General features: G+C 37.5%; 17 protein-coding genes and 1 riboswitch. Of the genes, 5 read left to right on the forward strand and 12 right to left on the reverse strand.

Annotated elements, in window-relative coordinates:
• Positions 1 to 121 precede the first annotated feature (121 nt).
• Positions 122 to 211: riboswitch (TPP riboswitch) on the reverse strand.
• 73 nt (positions 212 to 284) lie between these two features.
• Complete coding sequence (gene gloA2 / locus OMU_RS20580) at positions 285 to 674, forward strand: SMU1112c/YaeR family gloxylase I-like metalloprotein (RefSeq protein WP_016181794.1); 390 nt, start codon at positions 285 to 287, stop codon at positions 672 to 674.
• Positions 675 to 719: 45 nt separating this feature from the next.
• Here the strand turns inward: gloA2 and OMU_RS20585 are convergent, their stop codons facing one another.
• The 9 genes from OMU_RS20585 to OMU_RS20625 form a co-directional block, all read right to left on the reverse strand.
• Positions 720 to 1,019 (reverse strand): nucleotide pyrophosphohydrolase, encoded by a 300-nt coding sequence (locus OMU_RS20585; protein ID WP_016181795.1) that lies wholly within the window; start codon positions 1,017 to 1,019, stop codon positions 720 to 722.
• Between the two features lie 19 nt (positions 1,020 to 1,038).
• Positions 1,039 to 2,562, reverse strand: a complete 1,524-nt coding sequence (locus OMU_RS20590; protein ID WP_016181796.1) for an AcpB/EbpR/MafR family transcriptional regulator — start codon at positions 2,560 to 2,562, stop codon at positions 1,039 to 1,041.
• 834 nt (positions 2,563 to 3,396) lie between these two features.
• Positions 3,397 to 3,783 carry an ASCH domain-containing protein gene (locus OMU_RS20595; RefSeq protein WP_016181797.1) on the reverse strand — a complete coding sequence of 129 codons (387 nt, stop codon included), beginning with the start codon at positions 3,781 to 3,783 and terminating at the stop codon, positions 3,397 to 3,399.
• 69 nt (positions 3,784 to 3,852) lie between these two features.
• A complete protein-coding gene (locus OMU_RS20600) occupies positions 3,853 to 4,368 on the reverse strand; it encodes a macro domain-containing protein (RefSeq protein WP_016181798.1) in 516 nt (171 codons plus the stop codon).
• 191 nt (positions 4,369 to 4,559) lie between these two features.
• Positions 4,560 to 5,534, reverse strand: a complete 975-nt coding sequence (locus OMU_RS20605) for a tRNA dihydrouridine synthase (RefSeq protein ID WP_016181799.1) — start codon at positions 5,532 to 5,534, stop codon at positions 4,560 to 4,562.
• Between the two features lie 108 nt (positions 5,535 to 5,642).
• Entirely contained in the window at positions 5,643 to 6,236 is a 594-nt protein-coding gene (locus tag OMU_RS20610; RefSeq protein WP_016181800.1) for a helix-turn-helix domain-containing protein, read from the reverse strand.
• 166 nt (positions 6,237 to 6,402) lie between these two features.
• A complete protein-coding gene (locus tag OMU_RS20615) occupies positions 6,403 to 7,608 on the reverse strand; it encodes an ABC transporter permease (protein ID WP_016181801.1) in 1,206 nt (401 codons plus the stop codon).
• The gene (locus OMU_RS20620; protein ID WP_016181802.1) at positions 7,605 to 8,282 is read right to left on the reverse strand and encodes an ABC transporter ATP-binding protein; all 678 of its coding nucleotides are present in this window, start codon (positions 8,280 to 8,282) and stop codon (positions 7,605 to 7,607) included. The genes OMU_RS20615 and OMU_RS20620 overlap by 4 nt, the downstream gene beginning before the upstream one ends.
• On the reverse strand, positions 8,275 to 9,417 hold the full coding sequence (locus OMU_RS20625; protein ID WP_016181803.1) for an efflux RND transporter periplasmic adaptor subunit: 1,143 nt from the start codon (positions 9,415 to 9,417) through the stop codon (positions 8,275 to 8,277). The genes OMU_RS20620 and OMU_RS20625 overlap by 8 nt, the downstream gene beginning before the upstream one ends.
• Positions 9,418 to 9,796: 379 nt before the next feature.
• On the opposite strand from OMU_RS20625, the gene OMU_RS20630 reads away from it, so the two are divergent.
• Together OMU_RS20630 and OMU_RS20635 are read left to right on the forward strand one after the other, a co-directional pair.
• Positions 9,797 to 10,501, forward strand: a complete 705-nt coding sequence (locus OMU_RS20630) for a helix-turn-helix domain-containing protein (protein ID WP_016181804.1) — start codon at positions 9,797 to 9,799, stop codon at positions 10,499 to 10,501.
• A gap of 108 nt (positions 10,502 to 10,609) precedes the next feature.
• On the forward strand, positions 10,610 to 12,043 hold the full coding sequence (locus tag OMU_RS20635; protein WP_016181805.1) for a hypothetical protein: 1,434 nt from the start codon (positions 10,610 to 10,612) through the stop codon (positions 12,041 to 12,043).
• A 93-nt stretch (positions 12,044 to 12,136) separates the two neighbouring features.
• Here the strand turns inward: OMU_RS20635 and OMU_RS20640 are convergent, their stop codons facing one another.
• The 3 genes from OMU_RS20640 to rplM all read right to left on the reverse strand — a co-directional run bounded on the left by OMU_RS20640 (position 12,137) and on the right by rplM (position 14,557).
• Positions 12,137 to 13,582: an IS1182 family transposase gene (locus OMU_RS20640; RefSeq protein ID WP_016181586.1), complete on the reverse strand. Its 1,446-nt coding sequence runs from the start codon at positions 13,580 to 13,582 to the stop codon at positions 12,137 to 12,139.
• Positions 13,583 to 13,720: 138 nt separating this feature from the next.
• Entirely contained in the window at positions 13,721 to 14,113 is a 393-nt protein-coding gene (rpsI, locus tag OMU_RS20645) for a 30S ribosomal protein S9 (RefSeq protein ID WP_010744355.1), read from the reverse strand.
• Positions 14,114 to 14,128: 15 nt separating this feature from the next.
• A complete protein-coding gene (gene rplM / locus OMU_RS20650) occupies positions 14,129 to 14,557 on the reverse strand; it encodes a 50S ribosomal protein L13 (RefSeq protein ID WP_192935230.1) in 429 nt (142 codons plus the stop codon).
• A 351-nt stretch (positions 14,558 to 14,908) separates the two neighbouring features.
• Between rplM and OMU_RS20655 the strand changes: the two genes are divergently transcribed.
• Both OMU_RS20655 and argH read left to right on the forward strand, forming a co-directional pair.
• Entirely contained in the window at positions 14,909 to 16,120 is a 1,212-nt protein-coding gene (locus tag OMU_RS20655; RefSeq protein ID WP_016181807.1) for an argininosuccinate synthase, read from the forward strand.
• Positions 16,121 to 16,393: 273 nt separating this feature from the next.
• Positions 16,394 to 17,764 carry an argininosuccinate lyase gene (gene argH, locus OMU_RS20660; RefSeq protein ID WP_016181808.1) on the forward strand — a complete coding sequence of 457 codons (1,371 nt, stop codon included), beginning with the start codon at positions 16,394 to 16,396 and terminating at the stop codon, positions 17,762 to 17,764.
• Positions 17,765 to 17,782 lie beyond the last annotated feature (18 nt).

Raw genomic sequence — 17,782 nt, forward strand, 5'->3', positions numbered from 1 at the left:
GAGCCAATAACGTCAACTTATGAATTTTACTTTTTTCCAAGACAAATAACTCCTTTCTACAAGAAACAAAAGGAGTAAAAGACAGAAAAACCCAACCAAAATAAAATGGTCGGGTACGATCAGTCAACTAGCTACATTTCCCTGCGACAGTTTTAACTGCATCAGGTTCCATGGGTATAATCTCAGCCAAAAAGCACCCCAAATGTTTCTCTTCAATTGATTGGAGTATAACATACTTTTTTTAATCCAACTAGCTTATAATGAGAAAAAAGGAGGACCTACTCATGCAAAAACCAGATTTTTCTGCCATCCATCACGTCGCTATCATCGTTTCAGACTATCAAAAGGCACGACATTTTTATGTAGATATTCTTGGTCTGCCAATCATTCGTGAAAATTTCCGACCAGAACGCCAAGATTATAAATTGGATTTACAGCTAAATGATGCGGAATTAGAGATCTTCGCTATTAAAAATCCACCAAAGCGTCCTAGCTTTCCAGAAGCAGCAGGCTTACGCCATCTTGCGTTTAAAACAACGGACATCGAAGCAACAGTCGCTTATTTAAATAGTCACGGTATTGATTGCGAGCCTTTGCGCACCGATGATTTTACTGGAGAGAAAATGACCTTTTTCTTTGATCCAGATGGCTTACCGTTGGAATTACATGAATAAAAAAAGCAGAAAATTCTGCTTTTTTTGCGACTTAGTATCGAATATCTACTCTTTTTCTACCGGATATTTAATCGCATTCTTCTTCAATTTCTCACTAATGATCTCGTCAATATCAAAGTCCAAATTATCTGCCATCATGTAAGAATAAATCAGTACATCCGCTAATTCTTCCTTCAACCGCTCCGTTTGCGTCCGCGCCTCTTCTGAATCTTTCCACTGAAAAAGCTCTAATAGTTCAGCCGCCTCCAAGCAGATCGACAAGGCTAAATCCTTCTCATTATGAAAAGGACGCCAGTTTCGTTCATCGCGAAATTGATTGATTTTTTCCATACTATTATTATCCATACTCAACCTTCTTTCGCTACTATTCTATCATAGTGGCCAAGTTACGTTTTTCTTCAAGCTTACTGATCATTTCTTGTATCCAATGTGTACTTTGACTAGTTAAAAAAGGATCAATTACGACTACGGGATAATCATTCGGCAATCCTTCAGCTGAACCTGTAGTAATCAAGCAATCATAATTTTTCAACTCATAATGCAACTGAGCGATTCCTCCTGATAGATTCTCAAAATGATTGATTATGAAGTTTCCATAAATTGTATCAGAAATTTGTTTCGCTAAAAAGCTTTCTTCTGTAGGGGTCAAATCAGATAATAACAAAACTTTTAATAGTGGTTCTTGATTCGCCAACCATTCCATACACCTTTCTTCCATCGTAATCAGTAGATAGACATAGTTACGGACAAAATCTTCTTCCTGATATATCTCGTATTTCGCTACAAATCTTTTTACTAAATTCGTTATTTTTTCTACTCCGCGACTATACATTTTTGATGCTTCCGATAAAAACATAGTTCTGTTACGCCATAGTAAACAGACATATTGCCCTTGGGGATCATACATATAAAAATCATTTGATAAAACTGTCGCTAAGTCAATTCTGCTTTGTTTTTCTAATCGATAGCCTAGCATCTCATTGTATTCTTCCACGAGTTCATAATGACGCATAAATAGCTGCTGATAGTTTGCATTATCTGTCATAGCAAGTTCACGGTGTTGAAAGCTGAATACGATTGAATCAGAAAAAATTAACCACAGACCTTCCCTCACCATTTCTGGTGTTAATTCTAGATCTAAACCTTCTCGAACGGCTTGTCTTAGTTTCTTATACTCGATATCCATAGGCAAAAACAATCCTTCAGTCCGCAGCTCTCCTTTTGGATAACTATGACCATTTTTCACTCGCCAAATACTAATATAGAAATTATAAATCAAGCGCTTTTGAAAAACATATTTTTCATGAATTTGATTCACTCTGACAAACTCTTCTACATATTCTCCGATAATATGGTAGTGCTTCGTTGGTAATTTCGGCATCGAGCTTTCAAAAGCATTTTGTTTCTCACTGTAAAATCGATAATAAAAATTTCGGATTTCTCCTTCGTTTCCCTCTACTCGCAATGGCCGATAACATAACTCCATGCCCGCCAATGATAAGATTTTCTCTAGCTTTTTCAAATAACGCTGTGTATTGGAAGAACTGAGGTACAGTTTTTTAGCTAATGCAGTAATATTTTCGCACTCTTCATACAAAAGTTCTTCAATAATCTGGAATTCTGGACTAGTATTCAAAATATTCGCATATAAATTCCCTAGACTAACTCTTTTCCCCACATTCAATCGATAAATCCCTTTTGTTTTCGTAATTTGAAAACTAGGATATTCATCATTGATCAACTCAATATCATTTAATAAAATTGGCAGCGAACAATTCAGCTCGCTTAATAATTGATCGCTCGACCACCCCTCACGACGATAATAGAGTCGTTCTAATAATGCTAATCGCCGTTTGTTGCTTGTTCCTAAAACTGAACGAAAATCCATGATCATTCTCCTCTCAAAAGAACGACTTGCTAGTAAACTCTCCCCTTTAGCTGACCGTCATCATCCGCCATTTCTTCATAATTTTTGTACTTTGATAAAAAAATGAAAGGCTATTGATTAATAAATCATTTTCTCAGTAATTTTCCATTTTTAAAGTAAAAGAAATATCAAACACTTGAAATATTCTAATGTTGTTAACAAATAATAATATAAATAGATGGTGGTGGCAATTTTTAGTCAAAATCATTCAAAATACGTAATTAACAGATTGATTTTTTTAAGATGAAGAGGAAAAAGTAAAAAAATAGTGAATTCAAATCAAATTAAAAAACGTTAAAAGCAATTTTAAAGGCTATTTATTTGTTAATATCATCATTTTTGAGCATTTTTCGTTAAAAAATTCATCGATTATAGGTTATCCCAATTTTTTTCAAAAAATAAAAAAGCAAGGGCTAAAGTAAGGACCTGACACAATAACCTGAAACGAAATAGAATTACCTCTTTATTAACTCAACAAAAACTAGACTGCCGATCTCCGATAGAATTTCGGAAATCAGCAGCCTAGAAAAATATTTTTTATTACTGTCTCAATCTTTTAGGTCAGTTCTTAAAGACCATTTGTCTTTAATTATTTCTATTAATTCAGTGTTATAGTTATCCAATATAAAGGCTAATATTACATGATAAAAGTATAATCCCAGTACCAGTGATCAACAGTAAGAAACTGCCTTTTGATTATTAAGAATTCTTTGCCTCTAATCACTAACTGGAAGCCGTTTGTGCTCACATCAAGTTTTACATAATTTAACCTGATATTCGTACTCTCTAAAATTTTTAGTTAATCAGCGCTAGATAATGGTTTTGCCAAAATTTTTCAGTCACAACCTTCTCACCATCATCAAACTTAAATTCACCTTCCACTGGTACAACAATCTGCTCATCTGGCACATGGTAAAGCCGGCGTTGCCCCTTAATTGGAAACGGTTTGATACAACGAACATTCTCAAAAATCCATGCATAAGAATCGTCAGCCAATTTTTTTACATCGGTTAAATCAACAATACAAACAGCATAACCTGAAATGCAACCAGGAGTCTTGATAGCTGTCGAGCAGATTAATAAAGGTCCTCTATGATGGGTTGTCCATGATCGGTATTCCTCTTTCTTCTTTCCTAGTAGAATATCCATTACTGGCTCAGGATGAATCGAGATAGCTTTCAAATTGTTCGCCTCACTTTTCGCTTATTTATAGACTAGTTTATCACTTTATCCAAATTCTGATAAAAATAATTAATCGCTTTCATCTTTACTATCACGTTTAATTTTCTTAAAAATTTCCAGCCAAACGTCATCAAATACAATCACTTGAGTAGCAATCCTTTGATTTTCAACTCGATTCGTTACATTGTATAAAACGCGGGCTGCCGCTTCTTTGGGGTACTGATAAATGCCTGCGCTCAATACCGGTACTGCAAGTGTTTGTATATCATTTTCTCGTGCCAATTGGAAAACAGCTTCATAGGCTGAATACAATAATGTTTCTTCCTCATGTTGGCCATCAATATAACGTGGACCTACCGCATGGATTACATACTTTGCTGGTAAATCAAAAGCTGGCGTTATCACGGCTGTTCCCGTAGGAGTTCCACCAATCTTAGCCATCGCTTGCTTCAATTTTGGACCAGCTGCCTGATTTAAAGCGCCGTCTACACCTCCACCAGGAATTAGGGCTGTATTTGCGGCATTCACAATCGCGTCTACTCGATTAGCAAGACGAGAAATATCGCCTAATTTTACTTCGATCATAAAAACACTCCTTGATTTTTTAGATATGAAATATGCAATCGCTCCTTTCTATTATACCAAGCTAACAAGAATCGTGGGAATAATAGAACCTAGATCATTACCTGACTCCTTGAAATGAAAAAACGAGTGGCTAATCCTGTTAATTACTTGCAGAATCAGCCACCCTTTTATTTTTTTATCACAAATGACACTTAGAAAATTTCTTCATGCTGTCTTTCAAAATCAGCCAAAATCTCTCGAACCTCAGCGGTTGACTTCGTATTCATTAAGCTCACCCGCAAATCATTTGCACCGGGGAATCCCTTAACATAGATTTTAAAGAAACGATGCAATCCAACAATCGAACGAGGAACCTGCTCCGCGTACTTGTCTTGCAAATCAAGCTGTAATCGCAGCAAACCGATTAATTCTTTCGGCGAATGCTCTTGCGGTTCTTTCTCAAAGGCGTATGGATTCTTGAAAATCCCACGCCCGATCATCAAGCCGTCCACACCATATTTTTCAGCAAGCTCCAGACCCATCTGACGATCTAAAATGTCTCCATTAATAGTAATCAATGTCTGGGGCGCGATCTCATCCCGCAGCTCTACGATTCGAGGAATCAGCTCCCAATGCGCAGCCACCTTGCTCATCTCTTTGCGCGTCCGCATGTGAACCGAAAGATTCGCAATATCTTGCTTCAGTAAATGACTGATCCATTTCTCCATCTCAGCAGTGTCAGTAAAACCAAGCCGCGTCTTCACACTGACTGGTAGCCCACCCGCTTTGGCCGCTTCAATTAATTCTGCCGCAACCTCCGGACGTAAAATCAAGCCGCTGCCTTTGCCACGCTCCGCGACATTCGGTACCGGGCAACCCATATTCAAATCAATTCCTTTAAAGCCCATATCCGCCAATGCGATACTCATCTCACGGAAAAATTCTGGCTTATCTCCCCAGATATGCGCCACCATCGGCTGTTCATCCTCTGTGAAGGCCAATCGTCCACGAACACTTTCGATTCCATCCGGATGGCAAAAACTATCCGAATTCGTAAACTCCGTAAAGAAAACATCCGGTGCCCCCGCCTCTTTTACCACATGACGAAACACCACATCCGTCACATCTTCCATCGGTGCCAGTATAAAAAAGGGCTTTGGCAGCTCCGCCCAAAAATTATTATTCATTATGTATACTTCCTCCTAAACATCAAAACAACGTCATTATACTAAGATTTTAAGGCAGAAGCAAAAATACAAATTGCTGACTAATGAAAAAACTATCCTTAGTGCAAACTAAGGATAGGTAATTTCATTAATATGTTCTTTACTATCATACCAAAGCTCTTCTGGTGAATAGAAATCCGTACCATTTAGAACTACTTCACCCGACTCTTTGATTTCAAACTGCGAACCGATCCAATTATAGGAATTATATTTTCCAAACATCAATGGTCCACGTTTCCCCTTTCCTCTACTTGGAGAGAAAAGATCAATCATCCCCTCAAAAAGATGCGATCTTAGATATCGAATCTCATCATTATCAAAAGTAATCCGTAGAAATCCAGCCATATTTTCAACATTTACTGCTTTAGGCACCTTACCTTCAGGATATTTTTTAATCGCGATCGACTTGTCCATGTTCTCTTCTCCTTTGATTTTAGAAAAGAAAGAAGCCAAAAATGACGGTTTTGACTTTCCTAAAAGTTCATCCGTAGATATCTGAAAATAGTTGCTCAATCGAACCAGCATGTCCAAATCAGGATAACTTTTCTTTCTCTCCCACTTTGAAACAGCTTGCGGAGTCACATTTAGATAATCAGCCAAATCCTTTTGCGACATTTTTTTCGCTTCTCTCAACTCTTTGATTTTAGCTCCGATCTCTACCATGAATATACCCTCCAGTATTCTAACAAACAATAAACCTTCTGTTGAAATCATAAAATTTGTGCTCAACTATTAGTTGAATACTTAAATTTTACCATTTTCAGAAGGTTTAGCTAAATAATAGTCACTGTTGATTGATTCCTTAAAACAGCTGTTTAAAAAGCAATAGTTATTTCAATATATCGATCAATTCTTTTTTTGCTGCAGCTGAGGCCGGTAAATAACTAAAGCCTACTCCGATCAAAACCGAAGTCCCGATCGAAATGAATACCGTCATCATATCAGGGCGAACAGAAAACGGCAGTGCAAAGGACGCACCAAAAGCAATCAGAATACCTAAAATATAGCCGATAATACCGCCGCTTGCTGTTAAAACAATTCCTTCAAATAGAAATTGTAATTTGATTGATTTGGCATTTGCCCCAAGTGCACGCCGAATCCCGATTTCCTTTGTTCGTTCTGAGACCGAGATATACATCATATTCATTACACCCACACCCGCAATAAATAATGAAATAGCTGCTACTGCGCTGATAAAAAGAGTCATCTGATCTAGCATTGATCCTAGTTGTTTAATTTCAGAGCTTGGATCATAGCTTTGATATTCTCCTAGCGTTCGACTCTCACCATTCATGTTGAGCTGTTTTAATACCTTGGTCATTGCCGCTTCGTTATTCGCTTTCGCATTGAACTTAATAGCTAAAACGGAATGATCCTCTTTTTTTCCTAAATAGCGTGTGTACGTCTTTTTTGGAAAAAAGGCCAATGGTTCATAGTTTTGTGGTCCGATTTCACCCGAAGTATTTGCAGATACACCAACAACTGTAAAAACTTGACCATTTAAATCAAAGCCTTTATTCAATGCCGCTTCTTTTGAACCAAAAAGCTGTTTTGCTACAACCTCATCAAGAACGACAACCTTATTCAAGCTATCACTGTCCGCTGCATTCAACTGACGTCCGTTTAAAATAGATAAATTTGTTTCCTTCGTCGGATTAACGGTCATTGACAGCTTCGTATTCTTATCATAAAAATCAACTGTTGGATTACTATCTTTTTTCGTTGCTTTATAATAAGAAACATTCTTTACTTCCGGCAAGTTTGCAACCATATCTTTATCAGTCTGCGAGATACCGCTATTGTCACTGACCAAATTATCAAAATCATTGTATTTAATATTGATGTATTTTGTTTGTCCTGTTTCATCTGTACCAGTTGTCTCAGATAAAATGTTTCGTTTAAACCCATTTCCTAAAGCAACGATCATGATAACTGCGGCAATCCCAATAATGATACCCACCATTGTTAAGAAACTACGACGTTTATTTTTAAAAATGGAGCGAAAGGCGGTCCTCCAGAGTATGTACTTTCTCACGACTGCAGCACCTCCTCGATCATTTTCCCATCTCTGATTTTTAATAGCCGATCACAGTAAACAACTGTTTCAGGATCGTGTGTTACTAAAATAATTGTTACACCTTCATCGTTAAGCTGCTTGAATAGCTGCATGATTTCATCCGTTGTGTGGGTATCCAGTGCTCCGGTTGGTTCATCTGCAATAATAAAATTTGGCTGATTAATCAACGCTCGCGCTATTGCTACTCGCTGCTGCTGTCCACCAGATAATTGCTTAGGAAGCTGATCCAGTTTTTCTGATAATCCGACTCTTTTTAAGGCGTCCTTCACTTTCTTTTGTGTTTCATTATGTTTAGCCCCTTTATATAAAAGAGGCAACTCAACATTTTCAGCCACTGACAAATTTTCAATCAAACTAAAATTTTGAAAAACAAACCCTACAGAGCGATTGCGAATCTCAGATAATTCTTCATCCTTGAAATCTCCAATTTCACGTCCATTAAATAGATACCTTCCGTCAAAATGACGATCAATAAAACCTAAAAGATTAATCAATGTCGATTTTCCTGACCCAGAAGGTCCCATAATGGCGACAAACTCTCCTGCGGCAATTGAAAAATTGACATCTTCTAAAACAGTTAACTGTGTGTCCCCGGTCTCATAATATTTATACACATGCTCCAATTTAATCATTCGCAGCTACCTGAATTTCCGAACCGTCCTTTAGCTCATCATCTGGATTTTCAATGATTTTATCATTGGCTTTCAATCCTTTTTGTACTATATTATGCCCACTGACAGTTACTATTTGAATCGCTGTTTTCTTGACCTTGCCATTTACATATTTATAAACATATTGTTCATTTTTTGTTTTCTTTATCGCAGAATCAGGCAACAAAAGCTGCTTTTGCTGCAAAGTTACTAAAGTTGATAAATCATCTGTCCAAGGAAAGTCCCCTTCTACAATAAATTCGTAGGAAGCGACATTGCTGTTGTCCCCGCTAGTTGGTAACGCACTAGTAGCAATACTTTTAATCGTTCCGTCAACTTTTTTATCATTGCCGACCGTCGTTACTTGAACTGTTTGACCAGGCACCAATTTGTCTAAGTCATATTCCGTAACAATTCCTTTGACCTGCTTCTCTTTGCTAGATACCGTTACTACAGGAACTTCAGGACTACCTTTTCCTTTTTCATCCACCGAGGCAATCCCCGCAATTTCTGAACTGACTGTCGATGATGCTTGTTTCTGTTGTCCAGCTAATACATCTTTAGCCGATTGAACATCCTCATAAGCACTTTGTACTGCAAAACGTGATTGACTCAATTGATCATTCGCTGTTTGCAATTCTCCCTGCTGCTGTTTTAACTGTTCATTTAAAGCCGTCTTTTCTTCTTCTTTTGCTTGTGTCATTTTTTGCTGTGTATCATTGATTTGATTGGTAATTGTTTGTACTTGTCTTTCATTTGCCGCTACAGTCGCCTCTGCTTGTGAAGCATCTAATGAGCTTTTTTCTACCGCATGCCGCTGTGAGACTGTTTCATTTTCCACGGCTTCATTCTGATACTCAATTAATGGCGTTCCAATTGCGACCTCTTCACCGTTACTTACAGGAATATTTTTAATTCTCCCTTTATTTCCATCAAAAAAATAGAGCTGCTTCTTAAGTGGTTCCACTTTACCTTTAAGTTGTAACGGATCAGCTGCTTTTACTGTAAAGACATGATATGGCGATTCTTTCTTTTTAGAATTTAATGCAAAAAAGCCACATCCGGCTAACACTACACCGATCACTCCGACTAACATAAGCTTCGTTTTCTTCTTCATAAATTTCCTCCAAATAAACTTTCTATAGTCAGTTTACAAGGTCAGAAAATTTTTCAACATCGAATCAACATAGTATAAACTAACAAAAAAGTAATGCCGAAAAAGTTTCTAAGTCTTTTCATTTATAAAGCTAAATATACTCGTGAGACCGATGCGAACTTTTATAATTAACAACGAATTATAGGTTATGCGTTGATATCCAATTGTGTTTTATTTAAAAATTTAATTTATGAATTAAAAAAATTAAAAAGAAGGAAAAAATATTTAGTCTATTTTTGATACTGTAAGATTGCAGTAATAACAAAGAAATAAGGCGAATTTATTAATAGATGATTTTAACTAATCCCTAAATATTTATTCGCTGATAGGAGTGGTATTTATGGCAAGAATATTAATCATAACAAAAAATTTAATGGTTGAAAGAGATTTGCAAGCAATCCTACAACGTTCAAATGATGAAGTATATTGTTCTTGCGATTTATTAAATGATGCTCAATTTTTTCCACAAATTATCAAGTATTTCTCATTGGTCATTTTTAGTGACACTGTCTCTACTTTAGATATTTCGAAGTCTTATGCCTTCTTCAAGAAAAATGGTTTGTTTATTTTGAGAAAAGGAAATAAAGAAGATCTAACGAAGTCAGAATTTTCTCATTTGATCAATGTAATTGATGATTGGATTGAACCTGAAGCAACGGATATGGAGATCACGGAAAAAATTGCTAAACTCGCAAGTGAACAGGAACATACAGTTTTTGCTGCTGGAAAGAATCATAGCTTACAAAAAGAAAAGAACTCTGAGCTATTCTTTTTCAGTCTTTCTTCAAACGAAAAAAAATTATTGTACCATCTCTATGACTATCAAAAAGATGGGAAAGTGCTCTCTCGAGAAAAGATGTGCTCATTAATTTGGGAGACAGAAGCAACAAGATCCAATTTATGCCAGCTTTCTAACTTGGCCAATCGAATCAAAAAGAAACTAGCTATCTACCAGTTTCCTGATGGCGAATTGACCACGTCTTGGAATAAGGGATACTTTTTAGGTGACTTATTATTTAGTGAAATAGAAAAAAATATGAGTTAACTAAGTCTAAGAGGCTTGTAGAAAAAGTTGATTACTCACCTCATCTTCACCATAACAAATAGAAGGATGCTTATTTTATTAGGTTTAACAATATAAGGAGACAGTTCATTGATAGACAATTTTATAGAAAAAGATATCCTGCGCAGAGTTAAAATCACTTATGTACTATATGAATGTAGACAAATAAAAATAAACGAGCTGGCCACGAATATAAATACTAGCTTTAACACAATCAAAAGGGATTGTTATACGATCGCCTCTAAATTAGAAAACGACTTAGTTTCCTATAAAATATCCCGATCAGAATTATCCTTTCAATTTAAACCGGACACTAGCTGTTATGAGTTGGTTCGTAAATTATATTTAGATTCACTTTTTCTGAGAGTATGCTACCGATACCTTTTGGGAAAAAATAATTATACTTCAATCTCTGAGGATGAATTTATTTCAGTGACCAAAGTGTTCAATTTAAAAAAGAAGTCTGAGAGATATTTTCGGCAAAGTTTAGGACTCAATTCTGAAGGAGAAATTGACTTCGATAATAAATTGAAAATAAGGTATATTTTTTTAGCTATCTGGATGCGGGGAATTGGCATTAGTGAGCTTAATAAAAATCCGCTCTTCTTCCAATCTGAAAAAATTGCGCTTGCTATAAGTGAGCTTTTAAAAAACAGACTCAGTAAAAAAAGTCTGCTTTATCTGCAATACTCAATTTTTTTAAGTCTTACAAGAAGAGACACTCTAATGATAGAAGCCGAAACGATCGCGTTTTTGAAGACAGGAATTATTTTTAATAGCATCAACACTTGCTTTTTACAGCAAAACGTAGAGATGGATGATCAAAATTTAGCATTCATTTCTTTTGTTTATAAAAATTTGCCTTACAACCCAGAAAGCTACCGATTAATTGAAGTAGACTATCAATACTATCGTACACGTTTAATCAAAAGTCATCCTTCTGTTGTTCAGCTGATCAGAAATTTCGAGGCAGGATTCGAAATGAATCTACTCGGGGAAATGGAATTTGAAAAACCCTTGATGGATTTAGTCTATACCACCTCTTTCGGAATTAATGAGTTTTTACTTAACCAATACTTTTTTATAAACAGCAATGATTTCCATATAAAAGAAAAAGTAAGTAAAATCATATGTGCTTGGTTAAAAGAATACTTTTCAAATACTATCACCATGTCTGAATCAATCATTTTGCAGTTTTGTCAACAAGTCATGCCGCTTTTAAAAAAAGGTGAAAAAAAGAAGATTCCCATCATAATTGTTGCTAAAGATGAATACTCTCATATGTTGTTTAGGAACAATATTAACAAGATCATTTCAGAAAACTATTTTTTTATCAATGATGAGATTTATTATTCCATCGACGATATTCCTGAGTTATTTTTTAACATTCATTGTTTTATCGTTTGCGAACGTTGCTTACTAAATCAAGAGCGAAAATTTATTCTTCCAATCTCCATCAATAACTTGACCAACGATTTAAAAGATATCTCAAATTACATCTTCACATGCGTTTTGACAAAATAATTATACGCGACACTACTCCATCTGAAACGAAAATACTTTTAGAAAAAATGGACCTTTAAATAGAAAAAAGACACTTCCCAATTGGAAAGTGTCTCAGACTGTAGACAAAAGACGTCTCGAACTCGTAATTTGAGTTTGAGACGTCTTTTTATCTGATTTCTTTCGAAATTTTGAACAAAAAAATAAAGGCTCCTTGCCTTTCCATAGCCAGGTGGCTAATTTCTTTAAATTCATTGCAGCAAACACTAGCATCGTATGCGTCGCGACTTTTTCCAAGCCTCGATACTTGGTCCAACGCATCCCATGCTTTTCTTTTGCATCCGCAAATATTCGTTCAATCGTTTGTTTCCGTTTTTTGTAAATTGATTTATTCAGATCCGTTAGGCGAAGATGTTCCACTTCATCCATCAGATCTCCCCAAACATGTCTCGTGATGACTCGTTGATGATTTTTACTTTTGGTACATTGGTTTAGCAGAGGACAGTTCACACATTCTTTTGGATTGGATTTGTATTCTCGGTACCCTTCTCGATTAACCGTTGAAAAAGCGAGCATTTGATCTTGCGGACAAATGTAACAATCATAATACTCGTCATAGAGAAACTCGTTTTTTGATAATAACCCCTTTTTCCCTTTGGGCCTTGAATAAGGCAAACAAGGTCGAAGGTTCAAATGAGTCAAAAAGTGAACAAACTTAGGTGTCTTATACCCAGCATCAGCGACAACACAGTTGATTTCAGGAAAAAGTCTCTTCGATTGTTTGACGAGCTGAAAGGCGACTTGACTGTCATGAATATTTCCAGGAGTGATGATTGTGCTAAGAATAAATCCGTTGTCGTCGCATGAAGTATGGGCAGAATAAGCAAATTGTTTTTCTCGTTCGCCTTTGACGTAGTAGCCGCTTTCCGGATCAGCCTTACTTATTTTTCTTTCTTTCAGCTTCACTTCCTTTTCTAAGTCCAAAGTAAAAGGGCGTTTTCCGGCCTCTATTCGTTGACGATTGATCTCATCTTCTAATTCATCCTGATAGGCTTTCGCTTCATCATGGGTCATTTCTTTCGTAAACTTATGTTTATTGGCGTTAGCTTTGATGTGGGTAGAATCAAGATACAAATTATCCTCTGTTACAAAACCTGCTTTAACTGCTTGTTCTAAAATATAGGCAAAAATATCCTCAAACACCGTCGTTTCTCTAAATCGGCGGACATAATTCTTTCCAAAAGTTGAGAAATGGGGGATTTTCTCCTCGAAGGAATAGCCTAAAAACCAGCGGTAAGCGACATTGGTATCGACTTCCTTAATGGTTTGTCGCATGGAACGGATACCGAATAAATACTGAATAAACACCAATTTGATCAGAATCACTGGATCGATACTTGGGCGACCTAAATCGGAGTAAGTGGCTTCGACGATTGGATAAATAAATTCAAAATCAAGCGCGGCATCAATCTTTCGAACGAGATGATCTTGAGGAACTAGATCATCAATCGTAAGCATCGCAAATTGATTTCTACCATTCGTATTGTTTTTAGACATCATAACTATCACTCCTTGCATTCGTTTTCATAAATCTATTATAAAAGAAAAGACTGTAGACATCATCCATAAAATGGACTTTGTCTACAGTCTGAGACACTTCCCAATTGGAAAGTGTCTTTGAATTTCTGTATAAACGAATTAACGTTTTGAGAACTGTGAAGCTTTACGAGCTTTCTTAAGACCTGGTTTTTTACGTTCAACCATACGTGAATCACGAGTAAGTAATCCAGCGCGTTTTAATGGTGCACGGAAATCAGGATCTACTTCTAATAAAGCGCGTGAGATACCGTGACGGATAGCGCCGGCTTGACCTGCGTAGCCCCCACCGTTTACGTTTACGAATACATCATATGAACCAGCTGTTTCAGTAACACCAAATGGTTGGTTGATTACTAAACGTAGGTCAGCGTGTGGGATATATTCTTCAACGTCTTTTTTATTTACAGTAATTTTACCAGTTCCTGGTACTAAACGTACGCGAGCAACTGCATTTTTACGACGGCCTGTGCCGCTATATTGAACTTGTGCCAATGAATTTCCCTCCTATTAAATTAAGTTTGTGATGTCTAAGACTTCTGGTTGTTGTGCTGCATGTGGATGTTCTGCTCCACCGTAAACGTGAAGTTTCATGCCTTGAGCGCGACCTAAAGTGTTTTTAGGAAGCATACCTTTAACAGAAGTTTCGACCAAACGGCGAGAATTTTTAGCACGCATTTCGCCTGCTGAGATTGATTTCAATCCACCAGGGAAGTTTGAGTGACGGTAGTAAATCTTGTCAGTTGCTTTCTTACCTGTCAATTTAACTTTATCTGCATTAATTACAATTACAAAATCACCAGTGTCAATGTGTGGTGTGAATGTTGGTTTATTTTTTCCGCGTAGCATTGATGCAACAACTGTTGAAAGACGTCCTAAAGGAACATCAGTTGCGTCTACTACGTACCATTTGCGATCTACTTCGCCTGGCTTAGCCATATATGTTGTACGCACGTTTTTTTCCTCCAATTTCGATTTCGAATGTTTGACAAACACTTGAGTTTCCGGGGCTCTCGTGGGGCAAACAATACCATTTACCATAATACTTGCAAAGCCTTGCCATGTCAATGTTTTTCTCTTTGAAAACGCAAAATATTTTCATTTTCTCTAACTTCTTCTACTATTCACTATCCTTTCTTTTATACAGGTCAAAATGAATAAAGAAACGTATTTTCAAAAATATTTTGCATAAATATTTAAAAAGTGCTTGCTTTTTGTATTTTACGATGCTAATATGACTTCAACACATTAATTAGAATTTAATGAAAAAGCGATAAGGGAGCAATCAGGATGAAAGAAAAAGTGATTTTAGCATACTCAGGTGGTTTAGATACTTCGGTTTCAATCAAATGGCTCGTCGACGAAGGCTACGACGTGATTGCCTGCTGTTTGGACATTGGCGAAGGTCGCGACACCGAATTTATTAAAAATAAAGCATTGCAGGTTGGGGCAACAGAATCCTATGCAATTGATGCCCGCGAGGAGTTCTCGCAAGATTTTGTTTTAGTCGCATTGCAAGGCAATACATACTACGAAAATTCTTACCCGCTAGTTTCTGCTTTGTCTCGTCCGTTGATTTCAAAGAAATTAGTTGAATTGGCTCACCAAACAGGCGCAACGACAATTGCTCACGGATGTACTGGTAAAGGAAATGACCAAGTCCGTTTTGAAGTTTCCATCGCCGCTCTTGATCCGAACTTGAAGATCATTGCACCGGTCCGTGAATGGAAATGGTCCCGGGAAGAAGAAATCAACTATGCAGCTGAAAAAGGAGTACCGATTCCAGCGGATTTGGATAATCCTTACTCAATTGACCAAAATTTATGGGGACGTGCCTGCGAATGCGGCATTCTAGAAGATCCTTGGGCAACTCCGCCAGCGGGTGCCTATGCGATTACTGCTGAACTAGAAGATACACCAGATAAGCCAACGATCCTTGAGATCACGTTTGAAAAAGGGGTACCAACTGCATTAGATGGAGAAGAATTATCATTAGCTAAATTGATCATGAAGCTAAATACCATCGCAGGTGTACATGGCATTGGCAGAATCGACCATATTGAAAATCGTCTGGTCGGCATCAAATCTCGGGAAGTTTACGAATGCCCAGGTGCAGAAGTATTAATGAAGGCACATAAAGAATTAGAAGATTTAGTATTTGTTCGCGAGATGGCTCATTTCAAACCAGTCATTGAACAACAACTATGTCAAATGATCTACGATGGTCTGTGGTTCAATCCAACGATGGATGCCTTGATCGCATTCTTGAAGCAATCACAAGAAGTCGTGAACGGCGTACTCCGTGTGAAATTATTCAAAGGCAATGTGATCGTTGAAGGACGTAAATCTGACAACAGCTTATACAACGAAAATTTGGCGACTTATACATCTGCCGATACGTTCGACCAAGAAGCAGCAATCGGCTTCATAAAACTATGGGGCTTGCCAACCAAGGTAAACGCTGAGGTCCAAGCTGGAAACAAGCAGACCACTGTACAATAAGAAAAATTTGAAATCATGAAAGTGCAAGAGAAACTAGATGTGAGGCGGCTTTTACTTGCCGGTAAATAAGGCCGTCCGGTTTCACATCTTGCCATTGCTCATAGGAGAGTTTCTTTTCCGGTCAGGAAATAAGGAAACCAGCAATGTTTTCATCCTGAGGTATCTGAAAAGATGCCTCCTCCCTAAAAGAAAAGCGCGAGTTATGCGCTGAAAAAAGACCGTTGCGACGGTCTTTTTTGTTAAAAATTCATAGACAAAAGCGAGGATAAAACAATGGCAAAATTATGGGGCGGACGTTTTGATGGAAAAAACGAAGCGTGGATCGACGCTTTTGGTGCTTCGATTCCCTTTGATCAGCAATTAGCAACACAAGATATTACCGGCAGCTTAGCACATGTCAAAATGCTCGGCGAAACGGGCATCATCACAAAAGAAGAAGCGCAGCAAATCACTACGGGTCTCAATATATTAGCAGAAAAAGCCGCAAAGGATGAACTGACCTTTACGATTGAAAATGAAGACATTCATTTGAACTTGGAAAAAATGCTTCATGACGAGATTGGACCTGTCGCTGGAAAACTCCACACTGCTCGCAGCCGAAACGATCAGGTTGCGACAGATATGCATTTATATTTGAAGGAACATCTAACTGAGATTATTGAGAAAGTCCACCATTTCAGAGCGGTCTTAGTTAATAAAGCTGAAGAGCATGTCGAAACAATCATGCCCGGCTACACTCACCTGCAACATGCTCAGCCGATTTCTTTTGGGCATCACTTAATGGCCTATTATGGCATGCTGACACGTGATCAGGCACGTTTGGAGGAAAGTATGAAGCGCGTGGATATCTCGCCGTTAGGCTGTGCAGCTTTAGCTGGTACGACATTTCCAATTGATCGTCAGATGACCGCAGATGAGCTAGGCTTCAGCGACCTATACATGAATAGCCTTGATGGCGTCAGTGATCGTGACTTCATTTTAGAATTTTTAAGCAATAGTTCGATTTTAATGATGCACCTTTCACGTTTTTGTGAGGAAATCATATTATGGTGCAGCCATGAATTTAAATTTGTCGAACTGACCGATACCTTTTCAACGGGCAGCTCCATCATGCCTCAAAAGAAAAATCCCGATATGGCGGAATTAATCCGCGGCAAATCAGGACGAGTATTTGGTGATTTAATTGGCTTGCTCACCGTAATTAAGGGCTTACCGCTGGCTTATAACAAAGACCTGCAAGAAGATAAAGAAGGCATGTTTGACACGGTCCACACCGTAGCGACAAGCTTAGATATCATGGCCGGGATGATTGATACAATGACCGTTAACACCCAGATCATGCACGATGCGACGGAAAAAGATTTTTCAAATGCGACAGAATTAGCTGATTATTTAGCCACAAAAGGCATTCCTTTCCGCCAAGCACACGAAATTGTTGGAAAACTTGTATTAGAGTGTACGCAAAAAGGAATCTACCTGCAAGACGTCTCATTAGAAGAATATCAAGCCATCAATCCGGTGATCGAAGAAGACATCTATGATACGCTAGCTTCAAAAACAGCAATTACTCGCCGCCATTCATTAGGCGGAACTGGTTTCGACCAAGTCAAAAAGCAAATCGAACTAGCTAAAACAGCCTTATAAAGTGTCAAAAGGACTATC

Source organism: Enterococcus avium ATCC 14025 (assembly GCF_000406965.1).
Taxonomy (GTDB): Bacteria; Bacillota; Bacilli; order Lactobacillales; family Enterococcaceae; genus Enterococcus_A; species Enterococcus_A avium.

Coding starts and splice junctions, on each gene's coding strand:
- gloA2 (WP_016181794.1), top strand. CDS start 285: ATGCAAAAACCAGATTTTTCTGCCATCCATCACGTCGCTATCATCGTT.
- OMU_RS20585 (WP_016181795.1), bottom strand. CDS start 1,019: ATGGATAATAATAGTATGGAAAAAATCAATCAATTTCGCGATGAACGA.
- OMU_RS20590 (WP_016181796.1), bottom strand. CDS start 2,562: ATGGATTTTCGTTCAGTTTTAGGAACAAGCAACAAACGGCGATTAGCA.
- OMU_RS20600 (WP_016181798.1), bottom strand. CDS start 4,368: ATGATCGAAGTAAAATTAGGCGATATTTCTCGTCTTGCTAATCGAGTA.
- OMU_RS20605 (WP_016181799.1), bottom strand. CDS start 5,534: ATGAATAATAATTTTTGGGCGGAGCTGCCAAAGCCCTTTTTTATACTG.
- OMU_RS20610 (WP_016181800.1), bottom strand. CDS start 6,236: ATGGTAGAGATCGGAGCTAAAATCAAAGAGTTGAGAGAAGCGAAAAAA.
- OMU_RS20620 (WP_016181802.1), bottom strand. CDS start 8,282: ATGATTAAATTGGAGCATGTGTATAAATATTATGAGACCGGGGACACA.
- OMU_RS20625 (WP_016181803.1), bottom strand. CDS start 9,417: ATGAAGAAGAAAACGAAGCTTATGTTAGTCGGAGTGATCGGTGTAGTG.
- OMU_RS20630 (WP_016181804.1), top strand. CDS start 9,797: ATGGCAAGAATATTAATCATAACAAAAAATTTAATGGTTGAAAGAGAT.
- OMU_RS20640 (WP_016181586.1), bottom strand. CDS start 13,582: ATGATGTCTAAAAACAATACGAATGGTAGAAATCAATTTGCGATGCTT.
- rplM (WP_192935230.1), bottom strand. CDS start 14,557: ATGGCTAAGCCAGGCGAAGTAGATCGCAAATGGTACGTAGTAGACGCA.
- OMU_RS20655 (WP_016181807.1), top strand. CDS start 14,909: ATGAAAGAAAAAGTGATTTTAGCATACTCAGGTGGTTTAGATACTTCG.
- argH (WP_016181808.1), top strand. CDS start 16,394: ATGGCAAAATTATGGGGCGGACGTTTTGATGGAAAAAACGAAGCGTGG.